The 19,793-nt window shown below is 59.1% G+C and carries 18 protein-coding genes and 1 tRNA gene; 4 read left to right on the forward strand and 15 right to left on the reverse strand.

The window, feature by feature from the left end; translation table 11 throughout:
• Position 1 precedes the first annotated feature (1 nt).
• Both mpl and ACIPR4_RS03575 read left to right on the forward strand, forming a co-directional pair.
• Positions 2-1,447 (forward strand): UDP-N-acetylmuramate:L-alanyl-gamma-D-glutamyl-meso-diaminopimelate ligase, encoded by a 1,446-nt coding sequence (gene mpl, locus ACIPR4_RS03570; RefSeq protein WP_013567282.1) that lies wholly within the window; start codon positions 2-4, stop codon positions 1,445-1,447.
• 7 nt (positions 1,448-1,454) lie between these two features.
• Complete coding sequence (locus tag ACIPR4_RS03575; RefSeq protein WP_013567283.1) at positions 1,455-2,165, forward strand: lysophospholipid acyltransferase family protein; 711 nt, start codon at positions 1,455-1,457, stop codon at positions 2,163-2,165.
• Between the two features lie 73 nt (positions 2,166-2,238).
• On the opposite strand, the gene ACIPR4_RS03580 is transcribed toward ACIPR4_RS03575, so the two are convergent.
• The 8 genes from ACIPR4_RS03580 to ACIPR4_RS03615 form a co-directional block, all read right to left on the reverse strand.
• Positions 2,239-2,940, reverse strand: coding sequence for an SPOR domain-containing protein (locus tag ACIPR4_RS03580; protein WP_013567284.1), 702 nt, complete (start codon positions 2,938-2,940; stop codon positions 2,239-2,241).
• A 3-nt stretch (positions 2,941-2,943) separates the two neighbouring features.
• Complete coding sequence (locus tag ACIPR4_RS03585) at positions 2,944-3,732, reverse strand: slipin family protein (protein ID WP_013567285.1); 789 nt, start codon at positions 3,730-3,732, stop codon at positions 2,944-2,946.
• 27 nt (positions 3,733-3,759) lie between these two features.
• Positions 3,760-4,431: a porin family protein gene (locus tag ACIPR4_RS03590; protein ID WP_013567286.1), complete on the reverse strand. Its 672-nt coding sequence runs from the start codon at positions 4,429-4,431 to the stop codon at positions 3,760-3,762.
• A gap of 106 nt (positions 4,432-4,537) precedes the next feature.
• Positions 4,538-5,251: an NfeD family protein gene (locus ACIPR4_RS03595; protein ID WP_013567287.1), complete on the reverse strand. Its 714-nt coding sequence runs from the start codon at positions 5,249-5,251 to the stop codon at positions 4,538-4,540.
• The gene (locus ACIPR4_RS03600; RefSeq protein ID WP_245536443.1) at positions 5,248-6,945 is read right to left on the reverse strand and encodes a tetratricopeptide repeat protein; all 1,698 of its coding nucleotides are present in this window, start codon (positions 6,943-6,945) and stop codon (positions 5,248-5,250) included. Before ACIPR4_RS03600 ends, ACIPR4_RS03595 begins: the two co-directional genes overlap by 4 nt.
• Positions 6,864-8,468 carry a glycosyltransferase family 39 protein gene (locus ACIPR4_RS03605; protein WP_013567289.1) on the reverse strand — a complete coding sequence of 535 codons (1,605 nt, stop codon included), beginning with the start codon at positions 8,466-8,468 and terminating at the stop codon, positions 6,864-6,866. The genes ACIPR4_RS03600 and ACIPR4_RS03605 overlap by 82 nt, the downstream gene beginning before the upstream one ends.
• A gap of 6 nt (positions 8,469-8,474) precedes the next feature.
• Entirely contained in the window at positions 8,475-8,792 is a 318-nt protein-coding gene (locus ACIPR4_RS03610; RefSeq protein ID WP_013567290.1) for a DUF3467 domain-containing protein, read from the reverse strand.
• A 23-nt stretch (positions 8,793-8,815) separates the two neighbouring features.
• Positions 8,816-8,900, reverse strand: a tRNA-Leu gene (locus tag ACIPR4_RS03615).
• Between the two features lie 85 nt (positions 8,901-8,985).
• Between ACIPR4_RS03615 and tdh the strand changes: the two genes are divergently transcribed.
• Both tdh and ACIPR4_RS03625 read left to right on the forward strand, forming a co-directional pair.
• Positions 8,986-10,023 carry an L-threonine 3-dehydrogenase gene (gene tdh, locus ACIPR4_RS03620; protein ID WP_013567291.1) on the forward strand — a complete coding sequence of 346 codons (1,038 nt, stop codon included), beginning with the start codon at positions 8,986-8,988 and terminating at the stop codon, positions 10,021-10,023.
• Between the two features lie 9 nt (positions 10,024-10,032).
• Positions 10,033-11,238 (forward strand): glycine C-acetyltransferase, encoded by a 1,206-nt coding sequence (locus ACIPR4_RS03625; protein WP_013567292.1) that lies wholly within the window; start codon positions 10,033-10,035, stop codon positions 11,236-11,238.
• 10 nt (positions 11,239-11,248) lie between these two features.
• Here the strand turns inward: ACIPR4_RS03625 and ACIPR4_RS03630 are convergent, their stop codons facing one another.
• From ACIPR4_RS03630 to ACIPR4_RS03660, 7 genes are all read right to left on the reverse strand, one after another.
• A complete protein-coding gene (locus ACIPR4_RS03630; protein ID WP_013567293.1) occupies positions 11,249-11,761 on the reverse strand; it encodes an asparaginase domain-containing protein in 513 nt (170 codons plus the stop codon).
• Between the two features lie 72 nt (positions 11,762-11,833).
• Positions 11,834-13,075, reverse strand: a complete 1,242-nt coding sequence (locus ACIPR4_RS03635) for a lactonase family protein (protein WP_013567294.1) — start codon at positions 13,073-13,075, stop codon at positions 11,834-11,836.
• A 105-nt stretch (positions 13,076-13,180) separates the two neighbouring features.
• On the reverse strand, positions 13,181-14,470 hold the full coding sequence (locus ACIPR4_RS03640) for a beta-propeller fold lactonase family protein (RefSeq protein ID WP_013567295.1): 1,290 nt from the start codon (positions 14,468-14,470) through the stop codon (positions 13,181-13,183).
• A 215-nt stretch (positions 14,471-14,685) separates the two neighbouring features.
• Positions 14,686-16,761, reverse strand: coding sequence for a M13 family metallopeptidase (locus tag ACIPR4_RS03645; RefSeq protein WP_013567296.1), 2,076 nt, complete (start codon positions 16,759-16,761; stop codon positions 14,686-14,688).
• Positions 16,762-16,911: 150 nt separating this feature from the next.
• Complete coding sequence (locus ACIPR4_RS03650; protein ID WP_013567297.1) at positions 16,912-17,556, reverse strand: HAD hydrolase-like protein; 645 nt, start codon at positions 17,554-17,556, stop codon at positions 16,912-16,914.
• 332 nt (positions 17,557-17,888) lie between these two features.
• On the reverse strand, positions 17,889-18,902 hold the full coding sequence (locus tag ACIPR4_RS03655) for a radical SAM protein (RefSeq protein ID WP_144312304.1): 1,014 nt from the start codon (positions 18,900-18,902) through the stop codon (positions 17,889-17,891).
• 54 nt (positions 18,903-18,956) lie between these two features.
• Positions 18,957-19,568 (reverse strand): hypothetical protein, encoded by a 612-nt coding sequence (locus ACIPR4_RS03660; protein WP_013567299.1) that lies wholly within the window; start codon positions 19,566-19,568, stop codon positions 18,957-18,959.
• Positions 19,569-19,793: the final 225 nt, after the last annotated feature.

The following is a 19,793-nucleotide window of genomic DNA, read 5'->3' on the forward strand; positions in this document are numbered from 1 at the left end:
GATGCGAGAGACGAAACATGTTCATCTGATCGGGATCTGCGGCACAGCGATGGCTTCGCTTGCGGGGATGCTGCAGGCGCAGGGGCATCGCGTTACGGGATCGGACGCCGCAGCGTATCCGCCGATGAGCGATCAGTTAGCCGAAATGCACATTCCCGTGATGCAGCCATATTCGGAAGCAAACCTTACGCCCCGTCCTGACATGGTCGTGGTGGGAAATGCAATCTCGCGCGGGAATCCAGAGTTGGAGTATGTGCTGGATCAGCGTGTCTGCTTCGTCTCCATGGCGGCGTTGATCCACGATGAGTTTCTGCAAGAGCGCGAGCCGCTCGTGGTCTGTGGGACGCATGGGAAGACCACGACGACGAGCATGCTGGCGTGGATCTACGAAGTGGCTTCGCGCACCATGCCGGAGCTGGCGGCTTCGTTTCTGATCGGCGGCGTGGCTGAGAACTTCGGAACGTCGTTTCTTGTGCGACTAGAGACGAAGCCCTTCATCCTCGAAGGCGATGAGTACGACACGGCCTTCTTCGACAAGGGGCCCAAGTTTCTGCACTACTTTCCCGACGCCGCGATCTTGACGCATGTGGAGTATGACCATGCGGACATTTACGCGGACCTGGAGGCGGTAAAGACCGCCTTCAAGCGCCTCGTAAATCTGGTGCCACGGCGCGGACGGATCGTGGCCTTCGACGGAAGCGCGAATGTGACAGAGTGTGTCGCGCGCGCGTTCTGTGCAGTGGAGCGGTATGGATTTGAACCCAGCTCCTATTGGCAGATGAAGGACTTCAAGGGCGGCGCTTCAACCAAGTGGACGTTGTTGCGCGAAGGGAAGCACTTTGCCGACCTGGAGCTTCCGATGGCCGGCGAGCACAACGCGCTGAACGCCACGGCAGCGGCTGCGATGGCAGCGGGACAGGGCGTTCCCGCAGTGGCGATTGTCGAAGCACTGGCGAGCTTCCGCAGTGTGAAGCGTCGGCTGGAGGTACGCGCGGAGGTCAACGGCATCACGATCATCGACGACTTCGCGCATCACCCGACGGCGATTCGGGAGACGCTGCGCGCTCTGCGTAGTGCTTATCCCGATCGGCGACTGATCGCCGTGCTGGAACCGCGCTCGAATACTTTGCGTCGCAACGTCTTTGAAGCGGATCTGATCGATAGTCTCTCGGGAGCGAATGAGGTGGCGTTGGCGAGTGTTTTCAAGAGCGAAGCGATTCCGACGACGGAGCGTCTGGAGCCTCAGCGCGTCGTTGCGGGGCTGACGCAGATCGGGATACCCGCTCAGCTTTACTCCGATGCGGACGCCATCGTGACGGGTCTGACACCCAGGCTACTGCCTGGAGATGTAGTCGCCATTCTTTCGAACGGCGGATTTGGCGATATTTATACCAAGCTGCCGCGCGCGATTGCAGCTCAGAACAGCGAAGCTGAGAACGGGGAGTAGGCAGAGAATGTTTGCGGCTTTCAAGATGGTGTTTGTGTTTATGGCGCTGGGAATTCCAGCGTGGGTGTTGGGGATGCCCTGGACGCTTCTAACGAAGAGTGTCGATCGCATGTACATCTGGGGAAGACAGGTCGCCGCGCTTGGTGTACGTGCCGCGGGCATTCGCGTGAAGGTCTCCGGGCTGGAGAATATTCCGGCGGAAGCCTGCCTCTTCATGAGCAATCACTGCTCGAATCTGGATCCGCCGATTTTGATTCCGGTGATCCCACGGTTGCCTTCGGTGATGGTGAAGAAGGCGCTGATGAGTCTTCCGCTGCTGGGTTCCGCCATGAAGATAGGCAAGTTCGTTCCGGTAGAGCGGGATAGCAGAGAGGGAGCTGTACGGGCGATGCGCGCCGGGTTGGACGCCGTCCGCTCGGGCAAGTCGATGGTGATCTTTGCCGAGGGAACGCGTTCGCGCACGGGGCGCCTGTTGCCCTTTAAGAAAGGCCTGTTTCACCTGGCGCAGAGCACCGATGCACCTATCGTTCCGGTCGTGCTGCTTGGTACGGAAGCGATGATGGGCAAAGGCGGTTGGCGCGTCTATCCAGGGACTGCAGAGGTGAAGTTTCTGGAAGCTGTAAATACGGCGGCTTTTCCGAAGCGCGAAGATCTGATGGCGGAGGTCCGGAGGCGCATGGTGGAGGCTCTGCCGGAGCATATGCGGCCGTTAGAGTAGAAGAAAAAGCGGATTCCTTCGCTTTGCTGCGGAATGACAAAGAAGCTACGGAGCGACAAACAAAAGGCGGAAGTTATTTCAGGATGGCGTTGTAGCCGTCGCCTTGAAGGCGCAGGCGCATGGCTTCCGCGTCCTTTTTGTTACTGAAGGGGCCGATCTGCACGTGGATCAGCTTATCTCCCGTATTCGTGTGGTTTGAAACGGCGTAGCCGTGGCGCTTGAGTGCAGAGGTGAGTACGTCCGCATCTTCCTGATGGCTGACGGCCGCGATCTGCACCATGATGGATTGCCCGCCGACGACGAGGTTTCCTCCCTGTGATACGACGGGTACGGGTGCCGTCGAGGGTCGCTCCACCGGAGCGGCTGCCCGGAGGGCTGCTGCGGGCGAAGCTAGCGGCGTGCCTGAACTTGGTTTCGGAACGGGCTTGGGTGCTGGGGGCGCAGGTGCTGTCGTGGCTGTCGTGATCGACGGGCTGTCTGAATCGTCGTTGTCGGTTGGCTTCTTTGCCGGGCTGGCAGGACTTCCCGGAGAGGGCTTGAAGTTGCTGAAGCTGCTGCTGTTTGCCGGGGGCGTGGTCTCGGTAGTCTCCGCAACAGGCGCGGGCTGTGCCGACTTGCGACCGAGCGTGTAGCCAAAGCCGAAGAAGACCGCGCAGATCAGGGCGAGGGCGAAGAAGATGCCGAGCACCATGCCGGTGCCAAGAGTCACTTCTTTATCGCGTGAGGAAGAGCGATGGTGGCCGAGATCGTCATCGTCATCGAGCAGATGATTCATGGGTTAGGCGTGATCCTTGGGATCGGTGCCAGAGTTGGGTGCGACGGCGCGATTGAAGAGGGTCATCAGTTCCATGGGCAGAGGGAAGACGATGGTGGTGTTCTTCTCCACGCCAATCTCGGTGAGGGTCTGCAGATAGCGCAACTGGATCGTCATGGGTTGTGTGGAGAGCAGGGCAGCCGCTTCGACGAGCTTGGCGGCGGCGTTGAACTCGCCTTCGGCATGGATGATCTTGGAGCGGCGCTCGCGTTCCGCTTCGGCCTGCTTGGCCATGGCGCGCAGCATGTTTTCGGGCATGTCCACCTGTTTCACTTCGACGGAGATGACCTTGACGCCAAAGGGCGAGGTGTGGCCGTCGATGATGGTCTGGACGCGCCGATTCAGGGCATCGCGGTGGGCGAGCAGTTCATCGAGATCGACTTCGCCAAGGACGCTGCGGAGAGTGGTCTGTGCGAACTGCAGGGTTTGGTAGATGTAGTTGCTCACCTGGATCACGGCGAGCACCGGGTCGACCACGCGCAACGTCAGAACGGCGTTGACCTTGAGTGTGACGTTGTCGCGGGTAATGACATCCTGCGAAGGGATCTCCATCGCTTCCTGCCGCAGACTCATGCGCACAATCTGGTCGAGCGGACGGAATACGAGGATGACGCCGGGCCCGGAGGCGTCCTTACGGACACGTCCGAGCCGAAAGACAACGGCCCGCTCATACTCTTTGAGGATCTTGACGGAGTTGATCAGGTAAAACGCAACGATGACACAGGCGATCAGGATCGGAGTGGCGAGATTCATGGTGATGGCTCCACGTGCGTGAGCGAATTAGAAGTGGAAGACGAAGCCGATAACGGGTTCACTCGTATATGTCCGTTGCTTGGTGGTGATGTACTTCTGTCCGAAGTCTGGAGCCAGATAGAAGAGCTGGCGGAAACCGAGGCGTACCGAGAAGAAGTCCGCGAAGGCCGGGACATCGACGCCCGCCGAATAGTAATAAACCGCGCGCGCCTGGGTGGTAAGACCCTGTCCGCCGTTGACGGTGGGACGGAAAGCGAGCGTGCCGGCGCCGACCGAGGCGTAGGGCTTGGCTCCAAGGAACTCATGAGGAGGATGGACCACGTAGCCGAAGGTGTACTCGTAGGCGTTGGTCTGCGCGCCACCCTGCAGGTTGCAGCAGTCGTAAGTCTCCGTAAAGCGCTGATAACCGATGTTTCCTTCAAGCCCGACGTAGGGACTCTTGGTCGCACGTAGGGTGAACAGGGCTCCGAAGGTATTGCTGGTGTCCTGCGTGACCGTAGCGCCAGCATTGGTCACGCTGCTGGAGGTGACCGTACCCGTCGTCGACTTGGTGAAGACGCCGGTGCCGTTCAGGGCTACGTCGATATGGGAAAGGGCCTTTTCGAGCGGTGTCTGGGTTGCTGCCTGTGCGCGCATTGCGGTGGAAGACATGAGGCATAGCGCGAAGGCCGCGAAGAGGATGCGGGACTGCTTCAACATGAACTTTCGGTACTCCCTTGGCCGTTGCCCGTTGCGGGCAGCCAGCGTCTAGTCTACTCTGCCGTGGCCTGAATTTATGCCCCGGGGCGCGGATTTCCGAGGTACGCTACTCCGTGGGAACGGCGTGTGGCGCGGGAATCACGGTGAGCAACAGGCCCTTCGAGGCGACGATCCGTACGGTTTCCCCCACCATCGCGTGTGTTGCAGGACTCAGGAGCTGCGCAGACCAAATCTCTCCACGCACCAGGACCTGCCCTGAAGGGGCCAGGGGCGTTTGAGCGACGGCGATGCAGCCAAGCATGGCTTCTTCGCCGATACGAACTTTTTCCCGGCGAGCCCGCCCACCCAGAACCGCCAAAGCGCAGGCGATTGCTCCGAAACCGATGCCCGCACCGACCGCAATGCCTCGATTAACCTGCTGCCGGGGATCGTCCGTGGCGATCAGATGCGCGAGCGATGTGACCAGTGCGGCGATTCCAGCCAGTGCGATCAGGCCGCGGCTGGGAAATTTGGCTTCCGCCAGAAGCAGGGCAAGGGCTACCACGAGGAGCGCCGTAGCACCGGGGCTGAGGTGCATCCTCTGCAGCTCGAAGAGCGCGAGCAGGACGCAGAGGACCCCGACAGCGCCGGGAAGGACAGCGCCCGGAGCGTTGAACTCGATCAGGATAAGAAATCCACCGAGCGCGAGTAGAAGCACCGCGGCGTTGGGGTTTGCGAGATAGACGGCATGGGCGGCGGGAGTCTGCTGGGCAGCCAGAGCAAACGGAAGGCAGCAGGCGATCAGGATCGCAAGATGCCGACGCGCCCCGGAGAAGCTCATGGCAGTTGGGTGCCGCGCGTCGCCAGCGCTTGGCGGAGGCCGAGTGCGGCGCTGTTAGTGGGTTCCAGTTGTAGCGCGTGCGATACGTTGGCCGCAGAGGCGGCGTTTGCGCCGGTTTGCAGGTCGAGCCGTGCGAGCACCAGGTAAGCCTGGACGTTGGGTTTCAGCGTAATGGAGGTCTGCGCCTCGGTGCGCGCCTCGGCTGTGTTGCCGCTGCGCTCGCGCACTTCTGCGAGGCCCGCGTGTGCTGCTGCGTTCTTCGGATCGGCGTTCGCCGCGGATTGAAACTCGCGCTCGGACTCGAGAACAAGGCCTTGAGCGAGGTAATCGCGGCCAAGCTGGGTGGTCTGAGCGGCGCGCTCAGAGGGCGGAAGTGCCGCCATCTTCATGAGGCGGAGTTGGTCAAGCTGAAAAGCGGCTTGACGGAAAGAGGCCTCGGAGTATGTGCGACGAACCCGTTCTTGCGGATCGAATCCATTGCTGGTCTTCTGTGGTGCGGCTACGGAGAGGGCTGTGCGCAGTTCCGTTGCTTCGCCATCGTTGGTGTGGATCTGCAGAGCCTTGTCGATCTCAAGGCGCGCGTTGACGAAGTCTCCACGGCGGCGCAGAGCTACCGCAATATTGAAGTGGTAGTCGGCATCCTGCGGATCGGCAGCGGAGGCACGCTGCAAGAGCGGCGTCGCGTCTTTCTTCTGCCGGGCCTGAGCCACGCCCTGGTTATTGACGACTTCGGGCAGGGGAAGACGGCTGGCGACAAAGCCAAAGGAGCTTTCGGCGTCAGCGTAATGCGCCGTGTTGAAGCGGGCCAGGCCGCGATAGAAGCCTGCCTCAAGCGCCAGAGGACTGTTCGCGGGGATCCTGGCAAAGGTGGCTGCAGCGCCGTCGTAGTCGCGCACAGCATACTGCGCCTTCCCCAACGCAAGCAGCGCTGCGGGATAGGTGGGCGAGATGAGAACTGCCGCCTGGAGACGCTTAAGGCGCTCGTCGTCGTTTAGCGTGCTGATGCCGCGGATGTAGTTTTCGTAGGCATCGAGCTTGATGTCATGCGAGGTGGCGACGAAGGTACCGAGCGCCACGTTGAAGTTGGGATCCATCTGCTTCGCGATCTTCCAGGCGATGCTGTTTTCGAGATCCAGCAGGCGCGGCAGGTCCGACGAGTCATCCATGGGCTTCGACAGGGACAGCTGGTTGATGCGTAGTAGCTGTGCCTGTGCAGAGACCTGATTGTCGCGCATGGAATAGCTGCCGACGACGACATACTCGGCGTCCAGCGTCTGTGCGATGCGGATGGTGGTCGCGCGCGACGGGCGGAATCCCGGGGGCAGACCGAGATGGTCGAGCGCGTACTGGCGGTCGTCCCTGCTGATGGTGAGGAAACCGGCGGATGTCAGGCGCTGGTTGAGCGTCTCGGCGAAAGACTCGCCGATCCAGTCGAGCGACGGCTGTCCGCTCCGATTGTCGAAGGGAAGAACGAGGACGACACGACCGCCGGTGTCGGTGCTTTGTGCTCGAGACGCGATAGGCATCACGCAGGCGAACAGGACGAGGAAGCAGCGAAGGCGAACGAAGCGTGTCACAGCCTGATTATAGTTCTCGCGGCTTTTCTCGAAGATCAGGGAAGGCGCAGATGGGCGTCCATGGTGCGGGGAAAGCGAAGAACGGCGGCCCACTCGCCTTTGCGGTCTGCCTGCCATACGACGTCTCCGTGGAGCAGGCGTGCGATCTCCTGCGGAGGCATGTCGTCGTGGAAGTCGAAGTACTTGGTGTCGTTCGGCATGTTTGTCGTGCTGGACGTCCCGGGCGGAAGGTACTTGGTGGAGAAGACGATGGCGGTGTCGAAGCGGTCCTGCTCGCCCATCGCCTTCACGATCTCCTGCGCAGAGAAGTTCTCAAGGGGCGTCATACGAAGAGGTATCCTGACGTATCCAAGCTCCGGGCGGATCAGGTCGGCCCCGACCGGCCAGGCAGTGAGAATGGTCGCCTGCGGCCAGCGATGCGCAACGACACTGATGGCCTGCTGATGCAGCTCGATCATGTCGCGATAGGCGAGGTTGTCTTCCGGAGCATAGGGATAGTTGGGGTTTACCTCGCAGGCCACCGCGAAGCCCGCAAGCGCGACCGTCGCGATGAGAGGCCACTGCGCAAAGCGCTGTCTCCAAAGCGAGACGCATATCAAAAGAAGCAGCGGATAGATCGGCAACAGATAACGCGTGAGGAGTGCACCACCGAGGATGGAGAAGGCAATCCAATTGGCCACACCGATGAACGCGATCGCCCAGAGGGCGTGCTGCGACAGGGTAGTGCGATCTTCACCGTTGCGCGTGCGAAGCGGCGGAAGCAGAAGCACCGCTGCCGTGCACAGCGTAACCACCCAGAGGTTCATGTGGAAGGTGAGATGAACCAGGCGATGCCAGAGGCTAAGCAGGATGCGATGCACGCTCATGTTCGCCGTGGCGTTGTAACGAAGATACTCGGGATTGCCAAAGGTGAAGCCCGTCTTCAGGCGATGGAAGATGTACCAGGCGATAAGCGGAAAGACGGTAGAGGAGATCCACGCAAAGATTTGTAGATGTTCGCGTCGGATAAGGCTGTTCCTGCGGTTGCGCCACGCCAGGAAAAGTTCATAAGCCGAGAGTGCCGCTGGCGTGACGATGGCGGTTTCCTTCGCCATCACAGAGAGCGTGAAGAGGAGGAGGCAGAGCGGCCGCGCGTACTTCCGTTTCTGGGTGAAGTAGAGCGTGAGGGCCCAGAGCGTCGCCGCTGCCGCGAAGATGTCCGCATGGGCAAGACTGCTCTGCGCAAACCAGATTGGGTAGATCGCCGTAAGCACGGTGACCGTGGCGGCCACGGCTTCGTCCGCGAGGATTCGGCCCAGCCGATACACCGCGAGCAGGGCCAGTGCTGCGATCAGGCAGACAAAAAGCCGCGTGCTGTAGATGTGAAAGCCCGCGATCTTCCACCATGCCGCAAGCAGGATCGAGGGAAGCGGCGGATGCGCGTTGCGCATCGTGGAGACCGGAAGTACGGTGCCAAAGCGGAAGAAGTCCCACGCCGCAGGGATGTAGTATCCACCTTCATCCCAGAAGTAAGGAAGGCGCAGAAGCGTGAAGTGCAAGATATAGACCGCTACGAAGATCGGCGGATAGAGCATCCAGAGTGGAAGCGCTGCGAGTTGTTTCTCCCCGTTACGGGCGCTTTGGAGCCGTTTGCGAAGCATCGCTGGCTAGTGCACGGGCCCGTTGGCAGCAGGGAACTGCGGCTCCAGATGCACTTCGCCAAAGGTCTGCTCGTACTGTGCGAGGTTCTGCCCCAGCACGTTCCAGAGCGCCTTCGCCTGCTGCGGGCTGAGATAAATCCCCTGCAGATTGCGGATGTTGACTTCGTCCGGAGAGGTTGTGGGCTGCAGGGTTCCGAAGACGAGCATGAAGTCCCAGACGCTCATCTTCACCTGCACGCTGTTCGCATAGGTGTCGCGATAATCCGGTGCATCAGTGAGCGTCAGCTTCTGCTGCTGTAGATCGGGGACCTTCATCTCGCTCATCGTTTCACTCTTTGTTCCCAATTTGGTGCGAAAGGGGGGACTTGAACCCCCACGGATTGCTCCGCCAGATCCTAAGTCTGGTGCGTCTGCCAATTTCGCCACTTTCGCGCTTGATCAGTGTAAATCAGCAGCCTTATGCCGTGTGTCGCACGGTGTGTTGCGTCGCGTAAACTTAGGCCGAAGGAAAAGGCACATGAAGGCACTTGTGAAGGCGCGCGCCGAGCGCGGATTGTGGATTGAAGATGTGCCCGAACCCGAGATGGGCATTAACGATGTGAAAATTCGAGTGCTGGCCACTGGCATCTGCGGGACCGACCTGCATATCTACGAATGGGACGCTTGGGCGCAGAAGACCATCCCTGTGCCGCTGGTGATCGGGCATGAGTTTGTTGGCGAAATCGCGGCTGTCGGATCGAATGTGACCGACTTTCATGTCGGCGACCGTGTAAGTGGCGAAGGCCACGTCGTCTGCGGGCGCTGCCGGAACTGTCTCGCTGGCAGGCGACATCTGTGCGCGCATACGCAGGGTGTCGGCGTGAATCGCGCAGGGGCCTTTGCGGAGTACATCGTGTTGCCGATGACGAACATCTGGCGGCACGACCACGGCATCGACCTCGATGTCGCGGCGATCTTCGATCCCTTCGGCAACGCGGTGCATACGGCCCTGGCGTTTCCCGTATTGGGAGAAGACGTTCTGGTAACCGGTGCCGGTCCGATCGGGATTATGGCGGCTGCGGTGGCGCGCCATGCGGGTGCAAGGCATGTGGTGATCACTGACCTCAATCCGTATCGCCGTGAGCTTGCGGTGAAGGCTGCCCATGTGACGCGGGCGATTGATCCGCGGGAGACAACGCTGGAGCAGGTCCAGCACGAGCTCGGCATGCAGGAGGGCTTCGATGTTGGCCTGGAGATGTCCGGCAATGCGAATGCCTTTCGCGACATGATTGGAGCGATGAGCCACGGCGGCAAGATCTCGATGCTGGGCATTCCTTCGCCCTCCGAGATGTCGATTGACTGGAGCAAAGTGATCTTTAATCAGCTGACGCTGCGGGGAATCTACGGGCGCGAGATGTATGAGACCTGGTACAAGATGACGGTGATGCTGCAGTCTGGACTCGATCTGAGCAAAGTCATTACACACCGTCTGCCATGGACAGAGTTTGAAACCGGTTTTGACGCGATGCGTTCCGGCAATTCGGGTAAAGTCGTTCTCGACTGGTCCAACCTCTAGGAGAGTTCGATGAGTGAAACACGCAAACAGCTTGGATATCTGACGGAACAGCTCGACGCCATGCGCGCTGCCGGAACGCACTTTCGCCTGCGCGTCCTGGACGATCAGCAGGCTCCTATCTGCCACTATGACGGCAAAGAGGTCATCAATCTCGCTTCGAATAACTACCTTGGGTTGGCGAACCATCCGAAGCTGATTGAAGCGGCAGTGGAAGCGACGAAGAAGTTTGGTGCGGGCTCCGGCGCAGTGCGAACGATCGCGGGCACCATGCGTCTCCACATGCAGCTGGAAGAGCGCATCGCGGCCTTCAAGAACGTCGAAGCGTGCGTGGTTTTCCAGTCCGGCTTTGCTGCGAATGCGGGAACGGTGTCCGCGATCCTGGGCAAGGAGGACTTCATCTTCTCCGATGAGTTGAACCACGCGTCCATCATCGACGGCGCACGCCTCTCGCGGGCGAAGATCAAGGTCTTTCGGCATAAGGACGTCGCCCACTGCGAGGAACTCCTCGCCGAAGTGCAGAACGAGCCCGGGCGCAAGCTGGTCATCACGGATGGTGTGTTCTCGATGGACGGTGATATCGGACCGGTGGGAGCTCTGGCGGGTGTGGCCGAGCGCTACGGGGCCATCATGATGGTCGATGATGCGCACGCCTCCGGTGTCCTGGGACGGCATGGCCGGGGTTCTATTGACCACTTCCACGCGCACGGACGCGTCGATATTCAGGTGGGTACGCTCTCCAAGGCGATTGGATCGCTGGGCGGCTACGTCTGCGGATCCCGCGACTTGATCGACTTCCTCTACCATCGCGCGCGACCGTTCCTGTTTTCCACGTCGCATCCGCCTGCGGTTCCTGCGAGCTGCCTGGCGGCCTTCGACATCCTGGAGAGCGAGCCGGACCGTATGGAGAGGCTGTGGCGAAATACCCATAGCTTCAAAGCGACGCTGGCGAGTGCAGGCTTCAATATCGGAGGGCAAAATACGCCCATGAGTGAGACGCCCATTCTGCCGATCATCGTTGGGGAGAGTGCGAAAGCGGCGGAGTTCAGCCGTGCACTCTTCGACGCAGGCCTGATGGCGACGGCGATTACCTATCCCACGGTGGCGCAGGGCAAGGCTCGCATCCGTACGATCGTGACCAGCGAACACTCGCCGGAAACGCTGGCGCAGGCTGCGGAGATCCTTACCGCAACGGCGAAAAAGCTGGCGATTCTTTAATCGCTGTTCTTCATCTTTGGGAAACCCTGACGAATCGGCTCTGCTCGGTGTCCTTCTTCACGTCCGCGATAGGGAAGACCTCGCCGTGGAAGACGATGTAGACGCCAGGTGCGACAAGCGACGCAGCCAGAAGGCTTTCGGTCAGGTTTTGGATAGCGTCTGAGCCCTCGATGCCGAAAGGCGTCATGGCGCCCGTGAGAAGGACCGGTGTGCGCAGGTCGGGGAGGCGGTCGGCGAGGACGAGGCCAGTCTGTACCATGGTGTCCGTCCCGTGGGTGACGACCACAGGGATGCCCCGGGACGTGGAGCGGGCCGCCGCCGTGGCGATGAGTTCCCGGTCTTCCGGTGTCATGACCAGCGAGTCCTTATTCATCAACTCTTCGACGGTAATCTTCGCCCCTGGCAGGCGGAGAAGAGCGAGACAGCGCTGGATCTGCGGCTCCGTGTTGGCCATCGCGCCCATCTGTTCGACGTAGCGCTTTTCGATGGTGCCGCCGGTGGTGAGAAGTGTGATTGGACGCATACAGCATGCAGGATAGCGCACAAAGCAAAAGGCCCCGCCGAAGCGGGGCCTTGCTGTTGGTCCGGAAGGAGCTTACTGAACGATCTGGGTTGCGTGATCGCCGTTGGCAACCGCAGCAGCGCAGCTTGGCAGACCGGAAGCCGGGAACGGGGTGTTCTGAATGTTCTTCAGAGCGCCCGTGCTCGGGTTGAGCTGAAGGCCCGTTACCGAGTTATCCAGCTGGTTGGAAGTGAAGAGGTAGATACCAAGAGCCGATTCGATCGTCACGCAGGTCGGACCTGTACCTGTCGCCGTTCCTGTGGAACCGCTAGAGGCGGAGAGCGATCCGGTTGAGATATCGATGGCAAACGGCGTCACCGTGTTGGCGTTGTAATTCGCCACGTAGAGGAACTTGCCGCGAGGATCGATGGTGGCGGCTACGGGCAACGATCCAGTGGCGAAGGGGCCATTGTTCATAGGTGTTGGTACGCCGCCGGAGGAGAAGGTGTAGCCGATGACCTGGTTGGCCGAGCGATCCGTCACATAGAGGTAACGGGCCTTGGGATCTTCCACGATGGAGCTGGGAAGAACGCCTGAGCTGTACCCCGTCGCTGCCGTCGCTGTTACCGTGGTGCCAGCGAGCGCCGTCAAAGCCCCCGTAGTGGTATTGCGGGAGAATCCGAGGAGATTGCTCGTAGTCGTCGTATCCTGCTCGATGACGTACAGGAAACTGACGGTTGTAGCGGGTGCAGTAGCTGTAGCTGTGGTCGTGGCGTTCGTGCTTGCCACAACACCGATCGGAGTTACCCCGACGTTCGTATTGAGCGCGGTCAGCGGGGTCAAGCTATAGTCATTGTTCGTTGCATCGTCGGCTGTCTGGAAGACATTGATAATGCCTGGGCCGGTGCTGCTTGTCCCCTGGTAAGTGCAGACGACGTAGAGAAACTTGTCGTCCGAAGAAATTGCGAGGGCCACCGGGAAGCTCCCGGCGGTGCTATAGGTCTTCTGCGCATAGATCTTGCCATCCGTGCCGATCTGATACCAGACGATATTGGAATCGTCGCGGTTGATCACGAAAAGGCTCTTCTGGCTATTGGTCACGACGAGACCTACAGGGTTCTTTCCGCCGGATGAGACTGGCGAATCCGAAAGCTGCATGAGCGAACCCGACTGAAAGTCCACGTGGTAGACGTTGACCAGGCCCGGATTGGACTTGGTGGAAGTCGCGTAGACGTATGCCACCGTATAGTCACGGGTGCATGCGATAAGGCCGAGACATACCGCGAGAGACGAGAGCGAGGCCAGCGTAAAACGGCCCATCTGACTGAACTTCATGTGTTTCCTTCAAATGCCGGGACCGTGACCGCCCCGTTCATGTCCTGCTTTGCAGCAGCGTTGGATTTTCAAACCGGCGCGCCGAAAAGGCCGCGCCGGAAGGTATTAGTTTACGTTTCCGCTTACGATCAGGCAGGTAGGCTTGCCCGTGACCGCAAAGGTGGAACCGCGGCGAAGCGCGTTCAACTGTCCCGTAGATTTATTGATTTCGTAGCCTGTCACGCTGCCATCGTTGGCATTCGACGTGTAGACATACTTAGCCAACGGATCTTCGACCATGCAAACCGGACCAGCGCCGACGGGATACGGATTGTTCGTGTCCGATACCTTGGTGAGCTTGCCATTGGAGTCGACGGTGTACGCTCCGATGCTGCTAAAGCTCGTCGTGACGTTGGTCGATGTCTGGTTGAGTACATAAACAAACTTAGTTCCATCGGTCAGTGTCCAGACTGGAGTGACCTGGCTCACGAAGTTTGTAACTGGACCGCCCGTAACGCTTTGGAGTACACCGTTCGTCCCCAGAGTATAGGGAGAGATGGTGTTGGATGCGGCGTCCGTGAGATAGACATAGCTTCCACCGGTGGTGATCGAAGTGATCGTCGTCAGGTTGGTCTGTTGGGTGCTGTTTGTGGTCAGCGTCAACTGGCCACTGGTCGCGTTCGCCGAGTAGGACGTAATCGTCTGCGTCGTCTGGCTGGTGCTGGTATCCGGCGCATTCACCGTCAGGAGCGTTCCGGAAAAATACTTCATCAGGCTCGGCGTCGGGCCCACGGGGAAGTACGTGATGTTGGTTCCAGCGCTGTTCTTCGTGGTGGCGTTAGTGACCAAAGTCAGGCGGCCGGTATCGGCGGCGACGGAAAAGACCGTGATCGCGCCGCAGTTGGCAATAGTGCAACCTGCCGGGATCGGATTCAGGATTGCTCCCGAGTTGCTATCACGCGTGAACGGTGCCTGGGTATCGAGAACATAGAGGAAACCTCCAGCGCTATCCATCTGAAGGAATACTGGTTTCGAGGTGACATCGCCCTGGGTGCTGTAGTTCTGCTGGAAACTCAAAATGCCATCGCCGCCGACGCTGAAAAGGGCAATATTGCCAGCTGTCGTGCCGTCGCCCTGATTGACAGCATAGACGTACCGGCCGCCAGGCTTCACTACCGCTTGGACGGGATTGACGCCGCCGGAAGTAAAGGGCGAGTTCACAACCTCAGTCAGGTTTCCGGTGAAGTTGTCGATCTTGAACCCGGTAATGGAGTTCCCGGAGCCATTCGACGTCTGTTTTCCAGCGAGGACCCACATGAACCCGATTGTTCCGCCGCCGCACGCCGTCATGCCCAAACCTACGGCGAGGGATACTACTGTGGCCAGAGATGCTCGGCCGATTCTGCTCAACTTCATGTAGTTCCTTCGATTCTTTCCAGTGCTTTGCCCCTTTAGGGGCAAAGCACCGCTTCAGATTTCTGGGAGTTTCAGTCCTCCCATCATTGTAGAACTGTGCGAGCGTTTCGCCAATGGCAGGAGCTCGGGAAACGGAAATCGCGACGCAAAAGAGTGTGGGCCCGAGGATTTGACGCTTCGGGCCCACATTGGTTTTTAGGTGACCTGGAGTGAATCTACCAGACGCGGCAGGAATCGACGGGCGTCATGGGCTGGCCTTTCTTGCAGTTGAAGGCTTCGCCGAATTTGTCGAAGTTGACGACAGATCCGTTGACGCGGAACCGTCCAGGGGAGTGCGGATCGGTCTTGGCGCGCATACGAGCCGTCTGTTCGCGTGTGTTTTCGCACCAGACCTGGGCAAAGCCGAGGAAGTAGCGTTGGGCTGGGGTGTAGCCATCGATGGTTGCCGTTGTGGACAGATTCTCCTTAGCGAGAGTGTTCATCAGGGCGGCGTAGGCGATGTGCAGGCCTCCGTTATCGGCCGTGTTCTCGCCGAGGGTCAGCTTACCGTTGAGGATCGCTCCGGGAACGGGCTCGAAGGCGCCGTATTCCTTGACCTCGCAGGCGGTGCGTTCATCGAACTTGGCCTTGTCTTCGGGGGTCCACCACATCCGGACATTGCCCTTAGGGTCGAACTGCGAACCCTCGTCGTCGAAGCCATGGGTCATTTCGTGTCCAATAACCACGCCGATGGCGCCGAAGTTCACTGCGGGATCGATCTTGAAGTCGTAGAACGGTGGCTGGAGGATGCCTGCGGGGAAGTTGATGTCGTTGTTGGACGAATCGTAGTAGGCGTTCACGGTGGGAGGCGTCATGCCCCACTCCTTCTCGTCCACGGGTTGCCCGATCTTGTCCAGATCGCGGCGGTCGTTGAAGATGACCGTCTGCTGCAGGTCATGGACATAGTCGTCGCGTTTCACGTCCAGTTTGGAGTAGTCACGCCATTTCTCGGGATAACCGATCTTGTCGCGGAATGCGTCCAGCTTCTTCTTGGCTTCGACCTTGGTGGTGTCGCTCATCCAGTCGAGGCCCTTGATGTCCTGATCGAGTGCGGCTTCGAGGGCGTGGACAAGCTGCTCCATGTTGTCCTTCGCCGAGGGTGGAAAATTCTTCTTGACCCAATCCTGGCCGACCGCTTCGCCGAGAGCGTGGTCGGTTCCGGAGGTGCAACGCTTCCAGCGGGGCGCTTGTTCCTTCTGTCCGGCGAGTGTGGCGGAGAAGAAGTTGAAGTTCTCCTGATCGAAAGCCTTGGAGAGACCGCCAGCGAATTGGTGGACGACGTGCCAACGAAGGTAGCTCTTGAGATCGCCGATGGAAGTGGATTCGACCTCCTGGTTCATGGCCTTGAAGAAGTTGGGAGTGCCGACGTTGAGGCTGGTGAGTTGGTCGCGGCGCAGGGCACCGAGGTACTCACTCCACTTAAAACCGGGCGTCAGAGACTGGAGCTCTGCGCGGGACTTGATGTGATACACGTTGGTGGGATCGCGCAGATCGACGCGCGGCGTGGAGCCTTCCGCCAGAGCCGTCTCAATGGTCATCACCGACTTCGCTTCGGTCGCGGCTTTTTCGGGTGTGTCGCCGAGGAGTACGAACATCTTCGTCAGATGTTCGATGTACTGCGCGCGGATCGTCTTCATCCGATCGTCCTGCTGCAGGTAATAGTCCCGGTCAGGCAAGGAGAGGCCACCTTGCATGATGACGCCGATCTGCTTGGTGGAATCTTTCTGGTCCTGCTCGGAACCGAAGTCGAAGAGCGTACCAACGCCGTCTTTGTCTTCCAGATTGCCGAGAAGCGCGGCAAGGGTGGCCTTGTTGTTCCAATGGTCGATCTTCGCCAGCACGGGCAGGATAGGCTGCGCGCCGAGTTTGTCGTGCTGCGCCGTGTCCATGCAGGCAGCGAAGTAATTGCCGTACTTCACTTGGAGCGGCGTGGTGGGATGGTCGGCTGCAGCGCGGAGGTCCTGATAGAGGAGGTAGTTATTGCGTTCGTTGAGAGCGTCGAACTGGCCGTAACGGACTTTGTCTGCAGGGATGGGATTATTCTTTCGCCAGTTGCCGCAGGCGTAGGCGTAGAAGTCTGTGCAGGGATCGACGGTCTTATCTATCCCGTTGAGGTCCATGGAGATGGGAGTTTTTGGCGCAGAGGTGGGGGCCGAGATAGTGTCATCGAGGACAATGGCCTGTGCGGCGTTCTGTGCAGAAAGGCAGACGCTCGTGCTGAAGAGCAAGGCTATAAGGAAAAGGTTGCGCATTCGGTCTCCAGGTTCTGCGCTGCTCTCTGACGAAGAGCGGCGTGCTTTACAGCGTAATACGAAGCGGGACGGAATGGACTGAAAGTTCTGTCTTCGTTGCGATGTGACGGTATGCTATTCCCTTTGCGGAATTCGTGCCGCCATCCTCCTTCAGAAGAAGACTTTTCCTCGTGAAGCGAGGTCAGAGGCCTCGGCGAAGATCCATTGTGCACCCGCCTGCGCAAGCACGTCTGGATCGTTGTAGCCCCATGCCACACCGCCAAACGGGATCTCCAACTGTTTGGCCGCTTCACAATCGCGTATCTCATCGCCGATCAGGATGGTGTCGACGTTTTGGAAGCCTGTCGTCTTGAGCAACTTCTTGAGCTTGGAGCGCTTGCCGAAGATGGATGTTCCACACTCGATATGAAGAAAGAGTTTTGCTGTCTCATGGCCTAAGACGCGCAACACATTGTCCTGCGAGTTCGAGCTCAAGAGGGCCAGTCGAGCGCCGTGCTGTGCGAGATATTTCAAAACCTCTTCCATTCCTGGAAACAGCCGCACCTTGTCGATGTCCTGCGCCATGAGCTTCCGCATTTCGAGCGTAATGGCGGGCAGTTTCCACATGGGGACCTGATGGTAAGCGAGGATGGCTCGCGCGTGCAGCGTTCGCAGATGCGCACCGTTTTCGCGGTCAAAGGGCTTGAATCGATACGAACTAGCAAGAAAATCGAAGGTTTGGGCGAAGAGATCGAAGGTGTCTGCCAGAGTCCCGTCAAAGTCGAAGATGATGAGTTTTTGCTGTATCGATTGCATTAGGTCTCCGCGTGTCAGTGTATGGGCGTGGCCTCCAAAGCTTTCGTCACGCACATCAGTATTGACACCGATCAGCTTCGATCATTCCATTTCGCCTTGGGCGAGTCCCCCTTGAGGCCAGGCTTCGTTTTACGCGAGAGCACCGTATACCAGCCGGGATATATTCTTCGGCCCAGCCCGGGAATCCCCAGTGCCCTCTCGCGTGAACTCAGGACAGACACAGATCAGATTTCCGTATGTACCTGCTGGTATGGGTCTCATGTAGGTTTATGAAATTCCTGTTCGCTGCTCCAGTCGCCCTTTCCTTCACGTGTTTTTTGCGTGCCCGGTCCTCAACGCGTGGAGCTTGGAAGAGCAGAAGCCCGCAGGAGCGGGTAAAGCACTTCGTCGAAGACCACACTTTCGATGATCTCCGCCTCCGCTTCTTTGTAATGTGTGAGGATCGTCGCGGCTACTTTAGGGTCGTGATAGACCCGCTGGCACGCCTGGCAGTTGTGCGCATACATGTTTTCCCACTGGATCGATGGATCGCGCTCAGAGGCCCAGGCCAGGATCTTTTCCGGCCCTTTGTAACGCAGCCATAGTTTGAGTAAGTCACCTTCCGCGTCAGCCATCGCGTTCGCGAGAAAGTTCGGTCCGCGCGCTTCGCCTGCGTAAAGCTCCTCAATCAGTTCCATGCCGAGACCGCAGCATGCGCTGACTCGGCCATCGGGATGTACTGTGTAGCTTTCGAGGACGCTGGTGCAGGGACCGCGGGCGTGCACATTTTCGCCATCGACTCGGTCGACGTTCCTGTAGTCGCCCATCTGCTCCGGACTTAGCGGCATCCAGGGACTCTCCACGATCTCGATTCGTTCACGGTGGGGATGGTCGGCAAGCAGAGGATGAGCAAGCAAGACCGTTTTGGTAATGCTTCGGTTCTGGCGGTATTCCACCATGATGTGGACGGTATAGCCGTGTTCCAGTCCTGTCGCGATTCCCAGCGCCACTCGATCCAGAGGGACAAATCGTGCGTGCTCGTCGCCGGTACTTATATTCAACTCATCCAGACCCGCAGCGTGGAGTGCGGTGACCACTTTGGATGCTGCGTGGGCAGATTCTGCCCAGTGCGCATTGGTGACCAGCCGGGTGCGCAGGCCCAGCGTATGCGCAAGCCCTATCCCCTCCAGCAGTTCGTCCCATGCCAGCGTCGCTTCGCCACCGGTGAACGCTATGAGTGCAAAGCCAAGCTCGGCTGCCTGTTCGATAGACGTCCGAATCACAGAAGCTTCCAGCGACTGTTTGACTTTAGGACTACTGAAGGATCCGCAGTGTCGGCAGGCAGCGGTGCATGTGCGCGTTGGCATGACCGCCAGGATCTTCTCGCGTGAGCACACGGATCCGGCTGTGTTTTGCATCGATCAGCCCACCCTTTCTTCCAGGTTGGCGAGCACCCCCTGCTTCGCCAGTATTTTCGCGCGCGCAACAAACGCTTCGGAGAGCGCACGAATTGTTTCGGGATCGATTACATTTCCGCCCAAGGTGGCCTGGGCCTTTGCGACCGGCGTGCAGGTGCAGGAGGTCTTGTTGGTGGTCTCGCTACTGACGCACTGGTATGCGACCTGGGATAGACCGGGAATCCCATTTCCCACCAGAGCATTCCCTACGAGTGCCACCAGGATATTCTTGTCCTCCAGCGAGGCGATCTTCTTTGCGAATGCGGCGGCAAACTCCTGCTTCGCGGCCTTGGAGTTCGAAGCGGAGGGTTCAAAGCGCGAAAAAAATGTCCGCATCTCATCGTTCGCGATCAACGCAAACAATAGCCGGTTGGACTCCGATACCTGCTGTGGGCTGGCAGCCACATGCGTGACCTGCGAAGTCATCAGCTTGGTTGGATTGGCGATGAAGGCTTTGCGGACGTTCTCATCCCGTTGCACCTTCTCAAGAAGAGCGAGCGTGTTCTTCCGGAGTTCCGGAGGGCGTAGTTCCAGGGTTTTCGTTTTTTTATAAATGGGCAGTTGTTTCGTAGACATGGCGTTCCTCCGCAGCGAATTTTCATCTGGCCCGAAGAGGCAGAAAGTGTACTCCAATTCGCAGTGCAGGCAAGGGTTTTCCTTGCGGTTATCTTTAGCGGGGGAGCGCTCACTTTTGGGATGGGTTTTGCCTGGCAAGACGCCGACTAGCGCGTGACTCACGACGATCTGAAACTGTAAAGCGTTCGGTGCCCATCCCACGGTCCGGGTGAATATTCCGGCATA

This window comes from Terriglobus saanensis SP1PR4, from assembly GCF_000179915.2.
GTDB lineage: Bacteria > Acidobacteriota > Terriglobia > Terriglobales > Acidobacteriaceae > Terriglobus > Terriglobus saanensis.

What these genes read in the sequence shown, in the direction of transcription:
- ACIPR4_RS03595 (WP_013567287.1), bottom strand. Translation starts at nt 5,251, where the DNA reads ATGAGCTTCTCCGGGGCGCGTCGGCATCTTGCGATCCTGATCGCCTGC.
- ACIPR4_RS03650 (WP_013567297.1), bottom strand. Translation starts at nt 17,556, where the DNA reads ATGCAATCGATACAGCAAAAACTCATCATCTTCGACTTTGACGGGACT.
- ACIPR4_RS03600 (WP_245536443.1), bottom strand. Translation starts at nt 6,945, where the DNA reads ATGGCAGGCAGACCGCAAAGGCGAGTGGGCCGCCGTTCTTCGCTTTCC.
- ACIPR4_RS03645 (WP_013567296.1), bottom strand. Translation starts at nt 16,761, where the DNA reads ATGCGCAACCTTTTCCTTATAGCCTTGCTCTTCAGCACGAGCGTCTGC.
- ACIPR4_RS03635 (WP_013567294.1), bottom strand. Translation starts at nt 13,075, where the DNA reads ATGAAGTTCAGTCAGATGGGCCGTTTTACGCTGGCCTCGCTCTCGTCT.
- ACIPR4_RS03655 (WP_144312304.1), bottom strand. Translation starts at nt 18,902, where the DNA reads ATGCCAACGCGCACATGCACCGCTGCCTGCCGACACTGCGGATCCTTC.
- ACIPR4_RS03605 (WP_013567289.1), bottom strand. Translation starts at nt 8,468, where the DNA reads ATGCTTCGCAAACGGCTCCAAAGCGCCCGTAACGGGGAGAAACAACTC.
- mpl (WP_013567282.1), top strand. Translation starts at nt 2, where the DNA reads ATGCGAGAGACGAAACATGTTCATCTGATCGGGATCTGCGGCACAGCG.
- ACIPR4_RS03610 (WP_013567290.1), bottom strand. Translation starts at nt 8,792, where the DNA reads ATGAGCGAGATGAAGGTCCCCGATCTACAGCAGCAGAAGCTGACGCTC.
- ACIPR4_RS03630 (WP_013567293.1), bottom strand. Translation starts at nt 11,761, where the DNA reads ATGCGTCCAATCACACTTCTCACCACCGGCGGCACCATCGAAAAGCGC.
- ACIPR4_RS03585 (WP_013567285.1), bottom strand. Translation starts at nt 3,732, where the DNA reads ATGAATCTCGCCACTCCGATCCTGATCGCCTGTGTCATCGTTGCGTTT.
- ACIPR4_RS03575 (WP_013567283.1), top strand. Translation starts at nt 1,455, where the DNA reads ATGTTTGCGGCTTTCAAGATGGTGTTTGTGTTTATGGCGCTGGGAATT.
- tdh (WP_013567291.1), top strand. Translation starts at nt 8,986, where the DNA reads ATGAAGGCACTTGTGAAGGCGCGCGCCGAGCGCGGATTGTGGATTGAA.
- ACIPR4_RS03590 (WP_013567286.1), bottom strand. Translation starts at nt 4,431, where the DNA reads ATGTTGAAGCAGTCCCGCATCCTCTTCGCGGCCTTCGCGCTATGCCTC.
- ACIPR4_RS03580 (WP_013567284.1), bottom strand. Translation starts at nt 2,940, where the DNA reads ATGAATCATCTGCTCGATGACGATGACGATCTCGGCCACCATCGCTCT.
- ACIPR4_RS03640 (WP_013567295.1), bottom strand. Translation starts at nt 14,470, where the DNA reads ATGAAGTTGAGCAGAATCGGCCGAGCATCTCTGGCCACAGTAGTATCC.
- ACIPR4_RS03660 (WP_013567299.1), bottom strand. Translation starts at nt 19,568, where the DNA reads ATGTCTACGAAACAACTGCCCATTTATAAAAAAACGAAAACCCTGGAA.
- ACIPR4_RS03625 (WP_013567292.1), top strand. Translation starts at nt 10,033, where the DNA reads ATGAGTGAAACACGCAAACAGCTTGGATATCTGACGGAACAGCTCGAC.